17 protein-coding genes are annotated in these 20,540 nt (G+C 45.7%); 7 read left to right on the top strand and 10 right to left on the bottom strand.

The features are described from left to right. The first annotated feature begins 624 nt into the window (after positions 1–624). Positions 625–2,847: a DUF6351 family protein gene (locus FTT63_RS10145; RefSeq protein WP_180192232.1), complete on the top strand. Its 2,223-nt coding sequence runs from the start codon at positions 625–627 to the stop codon at positions 2,845–2,847. 395 nt (positions 2,848–3,242) lie between these two features. Further along, on the top strand, positions 3,243–3,980 hold the full coding sequence (locus tag FTT63_RS10140; RefSeq protein WP_168397875.1) for a hypothetical protein: 738 nt from the start codon (positions 3,243–3,245) through the stop codon (positions 3,978–3,980). On the opposite strand, the gene thiM is transcribed toward FTT63_RS10140, so the two are convergent. The 3 genes from thiM to FTT63_RS10125 all read right to left on the bottom strand — a co-directional run bounded on the left by thiM (position 3,977) and on the right by FTT63_RS10125 (position 6,471). Then, positions 3,977–4,840: a hydroxyethylthiazole kinase gene (gene thiM / locus FTT63_RS10135; RefSeq protein WP_016659073.1), complete on the bottom strand. Its 864-nt coding sequence runs from the start codon at positions 4,838–4,840 to the stop codon at positions 3,977–3,979. The two genes, FTT63_RS10140 and thiM, sit on opposite strands and share 4 nt — an antisense overlap. Before the next feature lie 11 nt (positions 4,841–4,851). Continuing rightward, on the bottom strand, positions 4,852–6,018 hold the full coding sequence (locus tag FTT63_RS10130) for a hypothetical protein (protein ID WP_005178640.1): 1,167 nt from the start codon (positions 6,016–6,018) through the stop codon (positions 4,852–4,854). A gap of 195 nt (positions 6,019–6,213) precedes the next feature. Further along, the gene (locus tag FTT63_RS10125; protein WP_005178638.1) at positions 6,214–6,471 is read right to left on the bottom strand and encodes a hypothetical protein; all 258 of its coding nucleotides are present in this window, start codon (positions 6,469–6,471) and stop codon (positions 6,214–6,216) included. Positions 6,472–7,135: 664 nt separating this feature from the next. On the opposite strand from FTT63_RS10125, the gene pepN reads away from it, so the two are divergent. Both pepN and FTT63_RS10115 read left to right on the top strand, forming a co-directional pair. Next, entirely contained in the window at positions 7,136–9,742 is a 2,607-nt protein-coding gene (gene pepN / locus FTT63_RS10120) for an aminopeptidase N (RefSeq protein ID WP_180192231.1), read from the top strand. Positions 9,743–9,982: 240 nt separating this feature from the next. Next, positions 9,983–10,198: a hypothetical protein gene (locus FTT63_RS10115; protein ID WP_005178631.1), complete on the top strand. Its 216-nt coding sequence runs from the start codon at positions 9,983–9,985 to the stop codon at positions 10,196–10,198. Positions 10,199–10,268: 70 nt separating this feature from the next. Here FTT63_RS10115 and FTT63_RS10110 read toward each other — a convergent pair whose 3' ends face one another. Continuing rightward, complete coding sequence (locus FTT63_RS10110) at positions 10,269–10,712, bottom strand: universal stress protein (RefSeq protein ID WP_180192233.1); 444 nt, start codon at positions 10,710–10,712, stop codon at positions 10,269–10,271. A gap of 109 nt (positions 10,713–10,821) precedes the next feature. Beyond that, positions 10,822–11,265, bottom strand: coding sequence for a universal stress protein (locus FTT63_RS10105; RefSeq protein WP_005178628.1), 444 nt, complete (start codon positions 11,263–11,265; stop codon positions 10,822–10,824). Between the two features lie 284 nt (positions 11,266–11,549). On the opposite strand from FTT63_RS10105, the gene FTT63_RS10100 reads away from it, so the two are divergent. Continuing rightward, positions 11,550–12,569 (top strand): alpha/beta hydrolase, encoded by a 1,020-nt coding sequence (locus tag FTT63_RS10100; protein ID WP_180192230.1) that lies wholly within the window; start codon positions 11,550–11,552, stop codon positions 12,567–12,569. Positions 12,570–12,594: 25 nt separating this feature from the next. Here FTT63_RS10100 and FTT63_RS10095 read toward each other — a convergent pair whose 3' ends face one another. From FTT63_RS10095 to FTT63_RS10080, 4 genes are all read right to left on the bottom strand, one after another. Continuing rightward, a complete protein-coding gene (locus FTT63_RS10095) occupies positions 12,595–13,773 on the bottom strand; it encodes a benzoate/H(+) symporter BenE family transporter (protein ID WP_168370568.1) in 1,179 nt (392 codons plus the stop codon). A 108-nt stretch (positions 13,774–13,881) separates the two neighbouring features. After that, positions 13,882–14,535: a leucine efflux protein LeuE gene (gene leuE / locus FTT63_RS10090; protein WP_168370567.1), complete on the bottom strand. Its 654-nt coding sequence runs from the start codon at positions 14,533–14,535 to the stop codon at positions 13,882–13,884. A gap of 91 nt (positions 14,536–14,626) precedes the next feature. Beyond that, positions 14,627–15,610: a transaldolase gene (tal, locus tag FTT63_RS10085; protein ID WP_180192229.1), complete on the bottom strand. Its 984-nt coding sequence runs from the start codon at positions 15,608–15,610 to the stop codon at positions 14,627–14,629. A gap of 95 nt (positions 15,611–15,705) precedes the next feature. Then, entirely contained in the window at positions 15,706–16,596 is an 891-nt protein-coding gene (locus FTT63_RS10080) for a LysR family transcriptional regulator (protein WP_075166851.1), read from the bottom strand. Between the two features lie 98 nt (positions 16,597–16,694). Here FTT63_RS10080 and aceI point away from each other — a divergent pair, with 98 nt between their 5' ends. Continuing rightward, positions 16,695–17,129, top strand: coding sequence for a chlorhexidine efflux PACE transporter AceI (aceI, locus tag FTT63_RS10075; RefSeq protein ID WP_005178621.1), 435 nt, complete (start codon positions 16,695–16,697; stop codon positions 17,127–17,129). A 104-nt stretch (positions 17,130–17,233) separates the two neighbouring features. On the opposite strand, the gene FTT63_RS10070 is transcribed toward aceI, so the two are convergent. Further along, positions 17,234–18,745, bottom strand: coding sequence for an acetyl-CoA C-acetyltransferase (locus FTT63_RS10070; protein ID WP_045795462.1), 1,512 nt, complete (start codon positions 18,743–18,745; stop codon positions 17,234–17,236). A 242-nt stretch (positions 18,746–18,987) separates the two neighbouring features. Here FTT63_RS10070 and FTT63_RS10065 point away from each other — a divergent pair, with 242 nt between their 5' ends. Then, on the top strand, positions 18,988–20,379 hold the full coding sequence (locus FTT63_RS10065) for a 3-oxoacyl-ACP reductase (RefSeq protein ID WP_016659064.1): 1,392 nt from the start codon (positions 18,988–18,990) through the stop codon (positions 20,377–20,379). The last annotated feature ends 161 nt before the right edge of the window (positions 20,380–20,540 follow it).

The following is a 20,540-nucleotide window of genomic DNA, read 5'->3' as shown; positions in this document are numbered from 1 at the left end:
TCCGCCTGTTTTAAAATGGACATGATCTGGCTGTCAGTAAATTTAGATGTTTTCATGCAGAATCTCCTGCTCGTATCTTAAGAGAAAATTCTACTTTTAGATCCTTTTATTTTTAGGGGGGATTACCAGGCTCATCTCATACTCAGCGTATTAAAGCACACTCTTTCAATTCAACCTACGAAAGTTTTTTCTGATCTTCTGATCATAAGGAGAAGATCACAGTTAAAAGTGGGGGGAGAAAGTTTTATTGCTCAAAAATAAGCATTTTTTATCTGGAACTTGGATGTTTTGAATTTCTCATTTCATCGTTAAATGGTTACAAAAATTTTCCAATAAGACGGAAAATATTACACGGGAATAAAAGAATTTAATCATTTACCAAGTTAATTAAAGTAAAAGTTATATAACTATTCATCTTTTTAGTCATGCAAAATAGCTTGAAATTAAATCAGATATTCAGAAGCAGAATTTGGTTTTTATCCCTGATTTTGGTGATTTTTTAAAACAGCCCATAAAACAATAAATAACAATAATGACAATAGTTGTTGTCAAATTATCTTTATGCTCATGAATGAAGTTATACATATAAAAACTTCAGAAAAATAATAATTTATGGATGAGCGTATGAAAGGAAAACTGGTATTCAATAGCCTCAATATTGCGGTGTGTAGTGTCATATTGTATGGCTGTGGTGGCGGAGGTGGAGATTCTTCCGGTTCAGGAACATCTTCAAAAGTAGAACGGGAAATGGTGGAGGTGTTATCCACCCGGCCAGATTTAATTACAGACTCGGATGTATTGCTGAAACTGGATCTGCCCGATGATATTCAAACTACGGCGTTGAAAGTGTCCCTGAATGGACAAAATATTAGTGATGCATTTGCCAATGAGCAGCGCCAAGCCTTAGTTGAAGGACTTAAACTGGGCGATAATCAACTCAAGGTTGAAGCAGGGCGTTATTATCAGCATTTAAGCCTGATCAATCATCCTTCGAGTGGACCATTACTATCTGGCCCGCAGTTAAAGCCCTGGACCTGTACTAATGCGTCGACCGATCAGTTCTGTCAAAAGGCTGTGCAATATAACTATTACTATAAAGATCGTTTGGGACTCATTAAAAGTTATGACCCGGCACAACCGCCGGCCAGTCAGAATATTGCCACCACCACTACCGATGAAGGACTAACGGTGCCATTTATTGTGCGTGAGGAAGTGGGCTATCAGAACCGCGATGAATACCGTTTTGCGGTGTTGTATGATCCGAACCAGCCGTGGACCGCCTTAAAGCCACAAGCGCAATTTAACCATAAACTGGTGGTCACGCATGGCCAAAGCTGTGGTAATGATTACCAGTCTGCCTCTGCGCCAACGGTCATTGCCACTTCAAGTTCCATTTTGCCTGATGTCACCATTTTGGCTTTAGGCCGCGGCTTTGGGGTGATGTCGACTGCACTGTCTCATAGCGGTCATAACTGTAATCTGGCGATTCAGGCAGAATCGCTGATTATGGCCAAAGAGCGTTTTATTGAGCAGTATGGCACCTTGCGCTATACCATCGGGCAGGGCTGTTCAGGTGGTGCGCTGGCAGCACAATGGGTGGCCAATGCCTATCCGGGAATTTATCAGGGGATTTTACCCACTTGCTCATTCCCTGATGCCTGGAGTACCGCTTCACAGTTCGCCGATTATCACCTGATGATTAATTATTTCCAGACTCCAGAAGGCCGTTTAAGCTTCTTGCCGCATCAGATTGCGCATGTTCAGGGACATATTTCTGAAATTAATGGCTATGTCAGTGAGCTGGCCCAGTTTGATGTGGCGCGGCCAAATACCATCTGCAAGGGAATTTCATCGGCGCAGTTATATCATGCCACCAATAATCCTCAAGGCATTCGTTGCTCGATTCAGGATGCTGCAATTAATTTGCTGGCCCCACGTCCAACGGAGCTGTGGACCGAAACTGAAAAACGGATTGGTCGCGGTTTTGCCGGCCTGCCGATGGATAATGTCGGGGTACAATATGGCCTAGACAGCTTGATGAAAAATATCATCACCCCAGAACAGTTTGTACAGTTAAACGAAAAAATAGGCGGTGTGGATATTGATATTCAGGCGGTGCCTGAACGTCTAGAAGCCAATTATACGGCGCTGAACAATGCCTATCGCAGTGGCTTAATTAATGTTGGGAACAACCTGAATAAAGTGGTGATTATTGACTGTCGAGGTCCGGACCCGGCGTTGTTCCATGATTCCTATCGTGCCTTTGCCATTCGGGCGCGACTGGAAAAAGCGCATGGCAATTATAATAACCATGTGATTTATGGCGGTGATCTGGTCATGATTGCCGATGCCAAATGTCTGGAAATCAGCTTTAATGATATGGACCGCTGGTTAAGCAATGTCGAAAAAGACTTAAGTGATTTGCCTATTGCCACCAAACTGACCCAAAACAAACCGGCAGATGTAAAAGATGCCTGTATTACTGCCGGCATCATTAACCGCGAGAATCTGTGCAGCACGCTCAGATTACCGGTATATGGCACACCGCGTATGGTGGCCGGGGACAGCCTGACCACCTATGCCAACAAGTGTCAGCTGAAACCTTTAAATGTGTCGGATTATGGCAATACGGTCCGCTTTAGCAATGAACAGCTCCAGCGATTGCATCGGGTTTTCCCGCAAGGCGTGTGTGACTATAGCCAAGCCCCAGTTGGCTTTGCTGACACCATTGGCTGGATGAGTTATCAGGATCGGCAGGGCAGCGTAGTTTATGGAGGACAACCTTTGCCTGCGGTCAGTTCATCGGCTGCACGCGGCTGGGCATCTAAAGCTTTCCAGTTGTTTTAATTCTTCACACATTTTTTGTTTCACAAAAACCAGTGATTTTTCACTGGTTTTTTTTTGATTCATTTTGATTTTTAGTTGAAAATTCATGTGATATAACGGCGGTTATTTCGCCGGTGTGTAGATGGTAGGCAAATAACCTTTGGTCGAATTAAAATGTTAACCAGATCTCATTAATTCGCTGAATTATCAGGTTTTTTAGCGAGAAAGCCCAGATAAGCGTTGTAAAATCATTAGATTAAATTTACTCACAATTATTTTGATTAATATGAATTATTTCTTATAATTACAATGATTTATCACAAAATAGACAAATCCCGGAAAATAGTGATAACTGATTCCGGGTTGTGACACTAAAATGAGTCTGAAAAATTAAAACAATCATAGGGTGAAGGATTATGGATATCACTGAGACGGTGTTTGACTTCAAAGCCTTATCCACACAACAACAAGATTATTTTTTTGAAAAAATTGCCGAGTTTGATCAGCAGGTGTTTACGTTAACCTGTGAAAAGGAGCTAAAGAAATATCTGTATGACCCGCAGGCAATTTCGGTCACTATTATTCAATATTATCATCGTGGCAAACTGGTCGGGCAGACCATTATTCCACTGTTGGCCTTAACCCTGTTACATCAGCCAATTCTGGTGGTCAACTCACGCGCCAGTTTTTTAAAAAGCTATCGCCATCAATACAACCATAAAATCATCAACAGTGCGCTCAAAGCCATGCTGAACCAGCGCTTTAAATATCCTTTAACGCCCATGTGGTTTATTGCCACCATCAACCAGCCGAAGCTTTATGCACATTTTGTATCACGTGTTCGGGGCTTTTATCCACGCAGTGATATCCGGATGCCGGAGGATTATTTAAGCGTGTTGCAGGTGATGGCCAGCCGGCAACACGACATCCAGAAGCGTGATGAAGATATTTATGTGCATCAGACCTGTGTGCCGCTGCGCAGTGAAGAGGAGCTGCAACAGTTAAGAGTGCATGCCAATCCGCATTGCGATTTTTTTCTGCAACACGCACCGGACTATTTTGATGGCATCGGCCTGATGTGTATTTGCCGTTTAGACAGTAAAACCCTGACCGAAACGGCACTCAACTTTGCTTTGGACCGGAAGGTGTCTTAAGGCGCCAGAAATTTTAAATCGGCATGTTCACGGATGGTGTCCGCATCCAGACTGAAAATTGCATCTATAAACGCCACATTAAAACTGCCAACCTGTGAACTTTGCGCGTGGGCCAGTTTTCCGGCAATGGCAAAATGGACATGCGCGGCAATGGTGGCAATGGTCACCGGACTGACCGCGGCATACGCCGCAATTAAAGCGCCTAGGGCACAGCCGGTTGCGGTGACTTTGGGCTGTAATTCCGAGCCACCATTCACCTGCACCACCTGTTCCAGCTGTCTGGACAGAATAAAATCGGATTCACCGGAAATGGCAATACATTCGGCATGCGCCAATAAGCTTTTGGCCTGTGCATATACCGCGGTGCTGTCTAGGGTCGAATCAACACCTTTGGATTCTACCTGTGCGCCGGCCAAGCCGCCAATTTCCGACGCATTGCCGCGAATCACACTCGGTTGAAAGGCCAATAGCGCATCAACCATATCTGAGCGCCATTTTAAGACGGGCCCATAACCGACCGGGTCCAGCACCCACGGTTTGGCAAGACGCTGGGCCGTTTCTGCCGAAATCTGCATGGCCTGCATCTGTTCGCTGGTCGGTGTGCCCAAATTAATACTTAAGGCGCTGCAAATACTGCTAAAGCTTTCTGCTTCAAAAGGATTATCAATCATGGCCGGTGATGCACCGGCAGCCAGTAGAATATTGGCGGTATAATTGGTCGCAACACTGTTGGTGATACATTGCACCAGTGGTTGCCGGGTTTTGAGCAGGCTCCAGGCTTCAATAATTTTTTCAATCATTGCCGCGGTTTCATCGGGCAGGCTGCTGTCAAGAGTGGAAAGCTGTTCTGGATAATTCATCAGTTACCCCTTTATTGGGTAAAGTAGTGGTCTTGCTGTTTACAGCGACGGCAGAACAAGGACACATAATGCTGGGCATCATAATCGACATCCAGTTCATCCGAGCCGCAGTGCATACAGCGTTTTAAGGCATAAAATTTTAAGCGCGGTTCAATCTTTTCCCAGATTTTCCAGATCGGTTGTACAAAGATCATTTCATCATAATTGAGAAAACGGAAAAATAGAATTTCCACCATTTTGCTCATCGGTAGTTGTGGTGGATGTGGCAGCGTGGTGGTCATCCATTTTTCTTGCAGGCCACGTTCACGGTACTGTTCTACGGTTTTTTTCAGCAGATTGGTATTAATGAATTTTTCATTGCGCGGCTGTAATAATTTCTGGCCATGCAGATAATCCAGCGCGGTTTGTACCAGATAAAAAATCTGACCCGCTGCCAGGCTGTCCAGCAGGCGAAAACACAGGCTTTTAAAACTGTTATTGCCAGAAATTTGCACCTGCCAGATGCGGCAATAAAACTGCATGAACTGCACCACTTTTTCATACATCAGTTCATAGATGGCATCTTTGACTTCATCTGAACTGTGAAAGGGCACGCCCTGACTCAAATTCTGGTAAAACCATTGTCGAAGCTGATGGGTAATACTGAACAGGCTCGGCTCTGAATAACCATCCAGCCGCACATTCACATAATACTGGCCGGCTTCATCGGCAAATTCCTTGGCCACCAGAATCTGCTGGTCAAGCAGCTGTTTGATCAGCTGTTTCTGATATAAATAGTTGGGTGAAAAAGGCTGGAATTTAATTCGCTCCCAGTAAATATATTCATCATGCTGGGTATTTTCATGTACCTGATCGTCCAGCATCGACAATAAAAACAGTTTCTGGATAAAGCTTAACTGATTCAGCTTGTGCTCAATCATGTCTTTATCTTTGCCTTTATTTTTGAGCTTGCGGTTTTCCTGTACCAGCGCTTCTTTAATCAGCTGTTTGCGTTTTTTTTCACAGGCCGGGCAATGACAACTGTGCAAATTGCCCGGATACACTTTATGTTCGCAGTAACTGCACTCGTGATAGCTCAGCTCCTGATCGTACTGTTCGGCTTCCACCCAATACATGGCAGCGCGGCACAGCGGACACGAGGTGCTTTCATCTAACTGTTTTTGCAGAATCTGGAGCATATTCAGGTGCAGTCATCATTTTAGAAATAGGATGTCTGGATTATACATGGCTGGGCCGCATTGGTTTGCTCAAAAAAACATAAAGCAGAAAACTTGGACACTATGCTGAATTTAAACGCCCAGACTTGAACAGCTCTTTTTCATAAAAAATACGGCAGGACGCCGTATTTTAAATGGAAGTTAGAGGAGAGAAGATTATACCGGACACGGTAGCGAATCATCCTCCTCACCAAGTTGCTTGGCCTGAATCAGCGCCTGTACTTTTTTGCTTGGGATTTTCTTGCTGCCCAGGGCATCATAGGTATTCAAAATAGAGGTAACTTCATTGGTCTGCATGGGAATGCCTTCACAGCTCATAAAGAGGGCAATCACTTTATGGTCGATGTTGGCCTGATCGAGGGTTTGCAGGGTTTTAATATTTTCTACACGGACGATATGCTCTTTTAAATACATCTCACACCTCTTCTCGTTTTTTCATCATTGTTATCATGCGCTCGGCGCCTTTAAATACAAGCAAGAAGCGTGCACAAAATGTAGCCGATTTGAAAATAATGTAATGACCTACGCTGAAATGGCGATCCATCCAACTGAAAGCGTCATTTAGCCGATAACTGTTTGACTCTAGAAGCGAAATTGAAAAGCTAAATTTGAATAAATCTCCCTTCGCAAATGCTGGCGAATTGTCACCGGATTCATCTTGACGAAGTCTAAATAAGCCTCTGTTTAGACTTGGGAAATTATCCGGTTTTATCTCGCAGTATATTTTTAGCTGCACAGATCACAGGTCTTTGATTACAGAATGTAGTCAAGTGGCAGCTTTATGTAGGAACTTGTATCTCAATAGCGCAGAATTTCAGGTCAGATGGGCAGAACAGCACCAGCATGGCGCAACACCAGCGCGAGAAGATTTTAGCGGGCAGATTAAGCTGTTGGATTCGCTGCATAATTCAGCATCTCTGTATTTTTAAACAGATTTAGTTGAATGATGAATTGAAAAGTTGTGGCCGGATGCCCATATTAGAACAGAAGCGCATTCAGCAGACAGACTGAAAAAGTTGGCGTATGATCAAGACATCATCCGCATAATGCCCCGGCGTATAAACAATTAGGACATGATATGAATATCGCAGCAAATCCAGTGGTTGAAGCAGACCAAACTATTTATTTAAAAGATTATCAAAAACCTGCATTTCTGGTGGATTCAATTAATCTGGATATTCAGGTGTATGCAGACCACACCATCGTCAATGCTATTTTGGAGATGCAGCGCCAGACCGAAGGTGATCTGGTGCTGCTGGGCCGTGACCTGGAGCTGAAATCTATTCATCTGAACGGTCAGCAACTGACCGAAAATAACTATCAGCTTGATGCTGAACAGCTGGTAATTCAGAATGCGCCAGATCGTGCACGTATTGAAACCCAGGTGGTGATTCATCCGGAAAGCAACACCATGCTGGAAGGTCTGTATCAGGCTGGTGATCTGTTTGTGACCCAGAATGAGCCGGAAGGTTTCCGTAAAATTACCTTCTATCCGGACCGTCCGGATGTGCTGTCGGTATTTACTACCCGGGTGGAAGCCGATAAAAAATATCCGGTGCTGCTGGCCAATGGTAACCTGATTGAAAAAGGCGAGGTCGATGCCCAGCGTCATTATGCGATCTGGCAGGACCCGACCAAAAAGCCAAGTTATCTGTTTGCCTGTGTGGTCGGCGATTTAGCGGTGCTGAAAGACAGCTATGTGACTTCTGAAGGCCGTAATGTGGCACTGGAAATTTATGCGGTAGAAAAAGATATTCCTAAATGTCACATCGCCATGGAAGCGTTAAAACATTCCATGCGCTGGGATGAAGAACATTATGGTCTGCCGTATGACCTCGACAACTATATGATTGTGGCGGTTAGCCAGTTCAATATGGGCGCGATGGAAAACAAGGGCCTGAACATCTTTAACACCTCTTGCGTGCTGGCCGATGAAGAATACACCACCGATGCGGCAATTATGCGGGTTCAGTCGGTCATCGCACACGAATATTTCCATAATTGGACCGGTAACCGGATTACCTGTCGTGACTGGTTCCAGCTGTGTCTAAAAGAAGGCTTGACCGTTTTCCGTGACCAGTCGTTTTCAGAAGATTTACAATCGGCCGCAGTACAACGGATTGATGATGTCGCGGTATTAAAAGCGCATCAGTTCCCGGAAGATTCTGGCCCATTGTCGCATCCGCCACGTCCAGATCATTTTGTTGAAATTAATAACTTTTATACCGCCACGGTGTATGAAAAAGGGGCGGAAATTAACCGCATGATGTCGACCTTGCTCGGCAAGGAAAAATTCCGCGCGGGTACCGATGAGTATTTCCACCGTCATGATGGTCAGGCGGTGACGGTCGAAGACTGGGTTGCGGCACTGACTGCGGGTTCAGGCGTTGATTTATCGGCATTTTTAACTTGGTATAACCAGCCGGGTACTCCAAAACTGCAGGCACATGGCGAGTATGATGCTTCGACTCAAACCTATCGTTTAAGCTTTAAACAGAACCTGAAAGCGCATCCGAAATATCCAGACCTGAAAGCCGTGCCAATTCCGGTGGCTTTGGCGCTGTTTAATGCTGAAACCGGCGAGCAATATGCGCTGCAATCTGAGGCCCTGTTTGAAAATGGCGTAAAAGATGGCGTGTATCTGTTTGATCAGGATGAGGCAACCATCGAATTTAGCGGCATTAATGCCAAACCGGTGGTGTCGCTGTTACGTAATTTCTCGGCGCCGGTAAATCTGGAATTTGATGCCAGTGATGCCGAGTTGGCCTTCCTGATGCAGTATGAAACCAACGGCTTTAACCAGTGGCAGGCGACCCAGACCTTGCTGGAGCGCATTTTGCTAAATGGTCATGCGGTAGAAAGTTATCTTCAGGCCATGAAAAACACGGTGCCGGCACTGGTCAATCAGGACCCGTTACTGGCCTCACGAATTTTTGATGTACCAAGTGAAGGTTATTTGGGCAGCCGGATTGATCAGCACTATAGTCCGGTGGACATTCAGGAAAAACGTGAAGCCTTGTTAAATACGCTGGCGCGTGAATTGGGTGCTTTCTGTAAGGAAACTTACTTAAGTCTGGACCCGGACCTGCAAAAAGAGTTTTCACAGGCCATGGGCGTGCGTGCGCTGAAGAATATTATGCTCAGTCTGATGGCACGTCAGGGCGATACCGAAGCCTTTGATCTGGCGCATCAGCAGTATCAGAATACTGGCAATATGTCAGAACGTTTAGGCGCGCTACGTGTACTGGTCTGGAATGATGCACCGCAAGCCGAATCCTGCCTGCAGGATTTCTATGACCGCTTTAAAGATGAAGCGCTGTCTTTAGACCAGTGGTTTACTGTACAGGCCTCCCATCCAAATGCAACGGCTGAAACCATTCATACCTTAACCCAGCATCCGGACTATGATCTGGGTACGCCAAACCGCATTCGTTCGGTCAGTGGTGGTCTGAATATGAATCCGGTAAATACCTGGAGTTTTGGGGTGCAGCATTATATCCATCTGGCCAAATACCTCGATGAAAAGAACCCGATTTTAGGTTCACGTTTGCTGCAGGTGCTGTCACGCTGGTATACGCTGGATGAACCACAGCGCAGTCAGGTACAGGTGGCCCTGGAAACCTTGAAGCCCTTGGTGAAATCGAAAAACGTGGTTGAAACTTTAAACAGTATGCTGAATGTCTAAACCGGTGCAGCTTTCGCTCGAAAAAATAGAATAATGAAGATTTATTTTATTTTCTCGGTATTTAGCTGTAACTTTATGTGAACTTTCCCGCATATTCGCGGGGAGTATGCTAAATTAAGGCTGAAACGTGTTTAGATAATTTAAATAAAAAAGCTCATCATTGTGGTGGGCTTTTTTATTTTTAGCCTGGAAAGGTTCAGGTGAAAAAGCCGGGTTCTGGCGTGAACAAGAGGTTGAGTGATGCTGGTTAAAATTGAAGATGGTTTTTACTTGAATTCACGACATATTATTGCGTTAAGAGTGAACAGAATATTGAATGAAGAGCGTTTTATGGTGTCTATTGAATATACACCACACTCGATGCAGGACAAGGGGCTGTATCAGCGCATCTTTCCGAATAAAATTGAAGCAGAACTGTTTTTACAGGCATTGCATCAGGAAATTTCCAAACCCTGACCGCTGTTCAGCAGATTTAAAAAAAACTCCTCACGTTGAGGAGTTTTTTTATGGCAGCTTTAGATTTACTTTAGACTTTTACAATTAGCACCGGAATAGGCGATTGGGTCAGCACGTTTTGCGCTACGCTACCCAGCATCATTTTCTTGAAACCGGTCCGGCCATGTGAGCCCATAATAATCAGATCGGCACCGACTTCATCGGCAATCTGCATAATGCCATCTGAGGGTGAAACGCCGTGCGCCAGTTTCTGATCGACCTGCACGCCTTCACGCTGGAAAGAATCAAGAATTTCCTGCAAGCGCAGTTTGGCATTTTTTTCGGCCTGCATGAAATAGTCGGTAATGGCCGGAGCAACTTTATAGAAATCGACGCCGACAAATGGGTCAACCGCAATCACGCTCATTACCGTGACCTGGCAGCCTAAATCTTTGGCCAGACTTAAAGCCTGTTCTACAGCAGCATAAGAAATCGGGGATTCATCCACTGGAACAAGAATATGTTTATAGCTGATCATGACAGTTTTCCTTATTTTTACATATGAATATCGCGGGCTTTATTGAAACTGACAGTGAATGAAAGTACATCAAAAGCATTCAGGATTCTGAGCTGTAGTAGGGCAATTAGGCCTTAATGACCAGCACCGGCAATTCAGAACTGCGCAGTACATCCTGAGCAAAACTACCGAGTAGGAATTTCTGGAAGCCTTTACGACCGTGTGAACCCATCACAATCAGGTCAACGCCCATTTCTTGTGCAGCTTCAACCACATGCTTGGCCGATACTTCACCTTCCACAATTTTAGTACTTACAGTAACGCCTGCAGCTTCGGCAATTTGCTGGCCTTCTTTCAGGGCTTTTTGTGCATTACCGTGTGCCTGCACAAAATATTCTTTCATGATGGCAGAGGAATAATAGAAATCGGCATCAGTGAACGGGTCTTCCGCCACCAGACTCACCAGACTCAGCTGACTGTTAAAGGCACGGGCAATTTCAGCTGCATGTTGCACCGCAGAATAGGAAATTTGAGAACCATCGACCGGAACGAGAATATGCTGATACGCCATGGAGAAACTCCTTATTGATATAATGAACTTAATGTTTAGCTATACTCTATAGATAGCACATCACCGGGGGGCATTCAATTTATTCCGGTGTTCTGCCTGCAAAAAAGATACAGATTTTCAATCACAATACCACTTAAGTAGGTCTTTGATTTAAAAAATAATTCTGACTGGAATACTCTACATTGTCAGATCGCATTGTCGTGAAAAACCGGGTTCCATCTGCGCGGCGGCTGCTTTATAGTGAAGAAAAATAAAACAGCTGTATAAACAGGAAGATGGGTGAAATGAAGTATCTGATGTTAAGTCTGTGCATGAGCTTGCTGCTGGTGCTGAGTGGCTGCCAAAGCACAGCCGGTAATAGCCGTATTATTGCCGGCGCATTTAATCTGACCACCCAATTGCAACAGAAACTGATGGATTGGGATGCACCGCAGCAGGTGCGGGTGCTGGAAAATATCCAGTATCAGCAAGATCCGGATTTAAGCCTGGATGTCTATTTGCCAGCACAGACACCTGATGATACCGGATTACGCCCGGCCGTGGTCTGGATTCATGGCGGTGGCTGGATTTCCGGTTCCAAAGCCCATGCGCGCGGTTATTTTAAACGGCTGGCAGATGCCGGTTATCCGGTGTTTTCACTGCAATATCAACTGGCGCCAGCGGCGACTTATCCCACCCAGTTACACCAGATTAATCAGGCACTGGCCTATATTCAGGAACATGGCGCGCTGTTTGGTGTTGATGCCGAGCAACTATTTCTGGCTGGAGATTCTGCCGGTGCCAATCTGGCCAGCCATTATGCAGCTTTGTTGAGTAATCCGGAATTTGCCGCGCATTCGGAATTTGTGCCGGTTCTGGCCTTAACACAGCTGAAAGGGGTGATTTTGCACTGCGGGATTTATGATTTACCGTATTTTATTAAAACCGCGCCGGATGAAATCAAAATTGTCGAGTGGGGCATTTATAACATGGTGCAGGCCTATACCGGCGACCGCAAACAGGATGCGGAATTTCTGCAGCAGATTTCACCGATTCAGCATATTACTCCCGCGTTTCCACCGGTATTTTTAAGTGGCGGCAATAAGGATTTTCTGACTGATACTCAATCTTTACCGCTGTTAGAGGTGTTAAAGCAGCAGCAGGTACCAGTAAAAGCAGTATTTTATCCCGACTCTAAACGCTGGCTGATTCATGAATATCAGTTCTTAATGCATCTGCCCGAAAGCCAGCAGACTTTTGAGCAGACCCTGTCATTTCTGGCCGATTATAGTAAAGCGGATCAGACAGATAGATCCGCGCCCTAAAATCTGCTGGTCATCATGTTAGTCTTTAGGATTTGGCTTTCCAGGGAAATTTCATCACCAGTAACACCACCACACCGCAAACCAGTCCCCAGAAGGCCGAGCCAATGCCCCAGAACTGGATGCCTGAAGCGCTTAGTAAAAAGGTCATTAATGCGGCTTCCCGGTCATCGACCTCTTTAAAGGCAATAAAGGCGTTATGGCCAATGGTGCCAAACAGGGCGATACCGGCCAATGCAGTAATCAGCACTGCCGGAAAAGACATCAGCAGGCTGGTTAAGGTGGCGGCAAACAAGCCCATCAGGATATAAAACAGGCCACAGCTCATGCCGGCAATATAGCGTTTTGATGGGTCCGGATGCACCTGATGATCCAGACTAACGGCGGCACTAATCGCTGCAATATTCACGCTATAACAGCCAAAAGGCGATAACACGGCCTGCGCGGTACCGGTCCAGCCGAGCAACTGATTAACATGTGGCTGATAGCCGTAGCTTTTAATAATGGCGATGCCGGGCAAATATTGAGAGGCCAGATTAATCACCAGCAACGGTAAAGCCAGACCCAAAATCGCGGGCAGGCTAAATTCCGGACTGATCCACACTGGTTGTGCCAATGACCAGCTCACCACAGGAAAATGGAAATCCAGTACCAGTGGGCACAGCAGCATCGCCGCGATTACGGTCAGTACAATGCTATAGCGTGGCCAGAAGCGTTTTGACAGTACATAGGCTGCCAGTAAAGACAGAATAAATGCCCATTCATGCTGAATACTGGCGAACAAGGCAATACCGAATTTCAGCAGTACGCCGGCCAGCATGGCACTGGTCAGGCTTTGTGGAATATAACGAAACAGACGTTCAAAAATCCCGAAAAAACCCAACAGTGCAGTCAGCACGCCACACACCAGAAAAGCCCCAATAGCCTGATTCAGGCTATAACCACTGCCCGTGGCAATAATCAGGGCCAGTCCGGCGGTTGACCAGGACGTCGACACCGGATATTTGTATTTCCACGAGAGCAGCAAGCCCGACAGGCCAATGCCCAGACCCAAAGCCCAGAACCAGGAGGTAATCTGTTCGGCTGTGGCCCCTAAAGTTTGCGCCGCCTGAATCACCAGTACGGCAGAAACACTAATACCAATTAAAAAAGTGATAAATCCAGCAAAAACAGCCGGAATAGAAAAATCATGTATAAGCTTTTGCATAATCCGTTGCACAATAAAAATGGGAGAGAAAGCCGATAAATCATACGCCTTTCAATGGCCATCTAAAAGTTCAAATCTTTATCAGAAGTTAAAAAAATTGCTTGATTTTTATAGGGTCGAGCTGGCCAGTTTTAAGCCAAAACCACAAAACAGCAGGCCAACTGCGGCCACACCGGTCGCGGTAAGGCGGTAATTCCGGTTGAAATAGGTCGCCAGTTTCATTCCGGAAATAATCAGAATTGACAGATAACTCATGCTGATGATTTGCAGAATAATGGCCAGCAGGGTAAAAGTCAGCGCCGGATAAGGATAGGCCGGATCAACAAATTGCACAAAAAAAGACAGATAAAACAGAATCGCTTTCGGATTTAAAATACTAATGGTTAATGCGGTGCGAAAAGGATGAACCTGTTCTGGCGTACTGCTGCTATTCTTGGTTTGAGTCGAGCGGCTTTTCTCGGGCTGCCAGGTGCGATAGGCGGCAATCATCAGACGTATGCCCAAATAACTTAAATACAGCGCACCAATCATTTTCAGCGCTATAAATAGCCATGGAAAACTGTGTAGCACGGAGGCTGCGCCAAAGGCGGTACACAGAATTAAAATCAGGTCACCGGTATAAACGCCTAAAGCGCCCAGATAGCCGGCTTTAATGCCAAAGCGTGAGGCAATTGACATCACATATAAAGAGTTGGGGCCGGGCAGGATCACAATTAAAATGGTTCCAATAATGAACGTCATTACGTCAGTGATACCAAACACAGGAAATCCAGAGAACTAAAAAGGCCGATGCAGCATTATATAGCAACATCGGCCTGAAATACGCGCACAGCGGCGCGGCTAAACAGAAAAATTAAGCTTTAATTTCAGCATCAATACCAAAGCCTTGGCGCAATAACTGGCTTAACTGTTCACGCGCTTTAATAAAGCCATCAATACCGCTTTGCAGTAACTGGAAGGCCATTAAGTCATGTTCCAGCTGCTGTTTAAATTTCTCTTTTGTGATCGGCTCCAGCTCGCCTTGAGCTTCAATCGTGTCACTTGAGAGTTGTGCTGTGACTTCACGCTCATCCTGTTCCAGTTCGGCCAGCAGGTTGGGTGAAACGGTTAACAGGTCACAACCGGCCAGCGCCAAGACCTGATCAATACTGCGGAAGCTGGCACCCATGATTTCAGTCTTCACCGCATGCTGTTTGTAGAACTGGTAAATCTTTTTCACGGACAGCACACCCGGATCTTTTTCAATTGGGTAGTACATGACATTTTCGGCTTTTTTGTACCAGTCCAGAATACGCCCGACAAAAGGGGAAATCAGCGTGACTTTGGCATCTGCACAGGCATGTGCCTGATGCAGACCGAATAGCAAGGTTAAATTGGTATGAATGCCTTCTGCTTCCAGCTGTTTTGCGGCCTGAATGCCTTCCCAAGTTGAAGCAATTTTAATCAGGATACGTTTCTGATCAATACCATATTCTTTATATAGTGCCAGCAGTTCTTTGGCTTTGGCAATAGTGGCATCTGTATCATAAGACAGCGAGGCATCTACCTCAGTCGATACACGGCCATCAATCAGTTTAAGAATTTCTACCCCGAACTTGACGGTTAAAATATCAATGGTGCGTTCAATCAGTTCGTCTTGCTGATAACCTTCTGCTTTGGCCTGATCAAAGGCTTCGGTTAAAAGCGGTTTACTGTCGGCCTGTTCAGCCGCCGCGGTAATTAAAGACGGGTTGGTTGTTGCATCTAAAGGACGAAACTTTTCAATGGCAGTTAAGTCACTGCTGTCGGCCACAATAGTTGTTAAGCGTTTTAATTGGTTTAAGGCGTTCTGTGTCATTGAATCCGCTTCTCTAGTTGTTCGGTTATTGCTTATGCAATTATTTATAACACAAACTGGATTTAACCCAAGTGAAAAGCGTTACAGATCAGTGTCTAATTTGTGCTTTTTCGTTGATTGCGCAAGTGATTAATCAAAAAACGAGCAGCCAGCCCCAGTTTGCTTTCACGGCTCCAGACCAGATCGACAAAATATTCAAACTTGGGCGAGAAATCCAGAAAGTCCAAAACCTGTAGTTGCTGCTTTAAGTTCGGGTTTTCATTCAGCATTTGCAGCGGCAACACACCCCAGCCCAGACCCTGTAAAATTAACGAGCAGGCAGTATGATGATTATCAGTGCGCCAGTACTGTTTGGAAAATAACAGTTCCGGCTGAATACGACGGTCACGGCTGGCCACCACAATTTGCCGGCTGTGCAAAATAGCCTCAAAGCTGACCGGTGCCTGTTGAGCCAAGGCAAAATCTCGGACCGCCACCGGCACCAAGGCTTCGCGTTTCAGTTCTACAAACTGTTCGCCACTGTCGAGTTGTTCACGTTCAAACATTACTGCCAGTTGCGCCGACTGTTCGACCAGCATGTGCATGGCATCTTCCTGTGGCGCTGAAAATATATTGATCTGTAGCGTTGGAAACTCCAGCTGCAGCAGGGCAATGTATTGGGTCCAGTCGCTATGAATCAGCTCGGAAACCACCACAATATTCAGTTCTGATTCCAGCCCTTCACTTAACGCTGCGGCATGCTGTTTCCACTGGTTCATTTCAACCAGCAGTTGCTCGGTCTTTTCATACAGGGTTAATGCCTGTGCGGTCGGCACCGGTTCACGCCCGATGCGTTGAAATAGATTCAAGTTCAGGTCAATTTCCAGATTGGCAATTGACATACTTACTGCAGATGGCACTTTTCCCAGTTGCCGCGCCGCTGCGGAAAAAGAACCGCATTCAATCACGGTTTTAAAGATGATCAGCTGTTCCTGGTTCACATTCATGGGTAGCAACCTGTCAATAATATTGAAAGATTCTAACTCGATTTGTCGATAATTTAAAAATAAGATGGCGACAATTGATGAAATGGATACGGTTTAACATGCTGCTGTCGAAAAGAAGATTAATTCATGCCTTGAGTTATGAACTGATTTTACTGGTGATTATTGCCCTAGCTTTAAGCCTGATTTTCAAGATGCCGCTGGAAGTGACCGGTAGCCTGGGTGTGGCCATGGCAGTAACCTCGGTCTTGTGGAATATGCTGTTTAATCATTTTTTTGAAAAATTTGAAGCACGCAGACAGCTCCAGCGTACGGTGAAAGTACGGATTTTACATGCCATTGGTTTTGAGGGTGGCTTAATGTTAGCCACCATTCCAATGGTGGCCTATGCCATGCAGATGAGTCTGCCCGAGGCTTTTTTGCTGGATTTAAGCCTGACCTTATGTATTTTGGTCTATACCTTTATCTTCCAGTGGGGTTATGACGCGATTGAGGTACGTTTGGGCTATGCACCGGCCTATCGTGAGTCTGTTTAAAATACGTCTGATGAATTTAAGAGCAGACAATAAAAAGGTAATAAAACGTCCATAAAAAAAGCCACTGCACCAGGCAGTGGCTTTTTCAGTGAAGGCGAGGAGAATTACTTCTCGACAATCGCTGTTACACCTTGACCGCCTGCAGCACAGATTGAAATCAGCACACGACCTGAACCTTTTTCATTCAGCAGTTTGGCAGCAGTCGCCAGAATACGTCCGCCGGTTGCAGCAAATGGGTGACCAGCAGCCAGAGAAGAACCTTTTACGTTCAGCTTGTTACGATCAATTGAACCCAATGGTGCTTCTAGACCTAAGCGATCTTTACAGAATTTTGGATCTTCCCAGGCTTTTAAGGTCGACAGCACTTGTGAAGCAAAAGCTTCGTGAATTTCATAGTAGTCAAAGTCTTGTAGAGTCAGACCGGCACGTTCCAGCATCCGTGGTACGGCATAGGCTGGCGCCATAAGCAGGCCTTCTTTCTTCTCGACAAAATCAACTGCAGCCGTTTCCTGGAAGGTTAAGTAAGCCAGTACGTCATGACCATTGGCTTTGGCCCATTCTTCAGAAGCAAGCAGAACACAAGATGCACCATCGGTCAGTGGGGTTGAGTTGCCTGCGGTCATGGTTCGCGCATCACCTTTACCAAAGGCTGGTTTCAGTTTAGCCAGTTTCTCTACTGAAGAATCCGGGCGCAAGTTGTTGTCACGCTCTAAACCTAAGAATGGTGTGATCAGGTCATCAAAGAAACCTGCTTCATAGGCGGCTGCCATTTTCTGGTGTGAAGATGCAGCAAGTTCATCCTGCGCTTCACGCGAGATGCCCCATTCCAGCGCAGTAATCGCCTGATGGTCACCCATTGACAGACCGGTACGTGGTTCACCATTTTTCGGTGCATCCATCAGGTCTTTGATATTGATTTTGGTCAGCGCTTTTAAGCGGTCTTTACCGGTTTTGGCAATATTCAGCTCCAGCAGGGCTTTACGTAAACCGTCACCAAAAGCAATCGGGGCATCGGAAGTGGTATCGACACCACCAGCAATACCGACTTCAATTTGGCCCAGAGCAATTTTATTGGCCACTAAAAAAGCTGCCTGCAAACCGGTTCCACACGCTTGCTGAATATCGTAAGCAGGTGTTTCAGGAGCCAATTCAGTGTTCAGTACACACTCACGAGTCATGTTAAAATCACGGCTGTGTTTGAGTACGGCACCGGCAACGACTTCACCGAGGCGTTGGCCTTCTAAACGATAACGTTCTACCAGACCATTTAAAGCGGCGGTGAACATATCGATGTTTGAGGCAGTGAAGTAAGCGCCATTTGAACGTGCAAATGGAATGCGGTTACCACCGATAATCGCAACGCGACGGACAGTGTTTTGGCTCATGGTATTATCCTGTTGACCAGATGTTTCAGTTGTAGTTTCAGAAGGAGGAGGGGTTGTACTTTTTTTACGGGTAGATGCCGCACGGGTGCGTGCAGGTTTAGCCGCAGGGTTTGCTGACGAATTTGCCGTGCCAGAACTTTTGGTTGTACGCGTTGTACTTTTTGATGTATTTGACACAGTTTCTGTAGCAGAATTTTCGACCGCCGGATTTTCTTGAGTTGTTTTGCTCATAAGGCTTTTCCAAGCATGTTGATGATCTTCTTAGGGGTTACATTAGCATAATCTAGAATAGCCTGAATTGACTACAATGACATTGCAGAATGCTTTCAGGTCAAGTCATCTGTATATGATCTCAAGTATTATTCATAACAAACTGATCGATCTATTGAAATACAAAGTATCTGACATCATATTGAAGCTAAAGGATAACTTTAGATTAATCACAAATTCATTTTGTCTGAGAGATAATAATCATGACTGACCAATACCAAGCTTTTGCAAAATCTCCAATTGGTAAATTTGTCATTAAAAATTTAGGCCTGCCATCCCCAACTTTCCTTGAGCGTTTTGACAGCGCCACGCCTGTGGTCAAGGGTGCAGTATTGCTGGGCGCAGCGCCGGAAAGCACATTATCAGGTGCAATTGCCCAGGTCCTGGCCAATATCCATGCCAACAGCTATGCCGGCAATAATGCAGAATTACAGCAGGCTGCTGCACAAGCCGGTTTAAACCTGTGTGCTTTTAACGCGGGCGATAAAGAATCTAAATTTAAAGCGGTGGTCTTTGATGCCTCAGGCATTCAGAACTCTGAACAGTTAAATGCGCTCTATAACTTCTTTAATCCGGTGGCGCGCCAGATTCAGGCCTCTGGCCGTGTAGTGGTGATCGGCACCACACCGGAAACCGCCAAAACGGTAAAACATGCAATTGCACAGCGTGCGCTGGAAGGCTTTGTTAAATCGGTCGGGAAGGAGTTTAAAAAAGGCATTGCCGCCAATCTGATTTATGTTGATGACGGCGCTGAAGCGAACCTGGAATCGAGCTTACGTTTTGCCTTGTCACCGCGTTCGGCTTATGTATCGGGTCAGGTGATTCGTGTTTCTAAAGCAGATACAGTCGATGTGGATTGGGCTAAACCACTGGCAGGTAAAACCGCGGTTGTGACTGGTGCCAGCCGTGGTATTGGTGAAGCGATTGCGCATGTATTGGCACGTGATGGTGCGCATGTGATTTGTCTGGATGTACCACAGCAACAGGCCGACTTGGACCGTGTTGCCTCTGAAATTGGTGGCTCAACCCTGGCGATTGATATTACCGCCGCTGATGCGGGCGAGCAGATTAAAGCGGCAGCTGCTGCACAGGGCGGTCTGGATATTATCGTACACAATGCCGGTATTACCCGTGACAAGACACTGGCTAATATGAAGCCTGAACTGTGGGATCTGGTGATTAACATTAACTTGGCTGCTATTGAACGCGTGAATGACTATCTGCTGGAAAATGACGGTCTGAATGCCAATGGCCGTATTATCTGCGTATCGTCTATTTCAGGGATTGCCGGTAACCTGGGCCAAACCAACTATGCAGCATCAAAAGCAGGCGTGATTGGAGTGGTGAAATATACGGCACCGGTGCTGAAAAATGGTGTGACTATTAACGCTGTGGCTCCGGGCTTTATTGAAACCCAAATGACTGCGGCCATTCCGTTTGCCATTCGTGAAGCGGGCCGCCGTATGAACTCGATGAGTCAGGGCGGTTTACCGGTTGATGTCGCAGAAACCATTGCCTTCTTTGCCTCAACTGCATCTACCGGTTTAAATGGTAACGTGGTGCGTGTTTGTGGTCAGAGTCTGTTAGGGGCTTAATATATCCCTCACTCGGAATCCCCCCTAAAATCCCTCTTTAATAAAGGGGGACTTCTTCTCCCTTTTTGAAGGGAGGTCGGGAGGGATTTGAGGGAATTAAAATAGAAAACCCAATTCTTATTAAAGAAAGGGTGATTTAAAAGATAAATATTCCAAAGGTT

The organism is Acinetobacter sp. C15 (genome assembly GCF_013420645.1).
Taxonomy (GTDB): Bacteria; Pseudomonadota; Gammaproteobacteria; order Pseudomonadales; family Moraxellaceae; genus Acinetobacter; species Acinetobacter indicus.
This window is presented reverse-complemented; position numbering and strand designations above follow the sequence as displayed.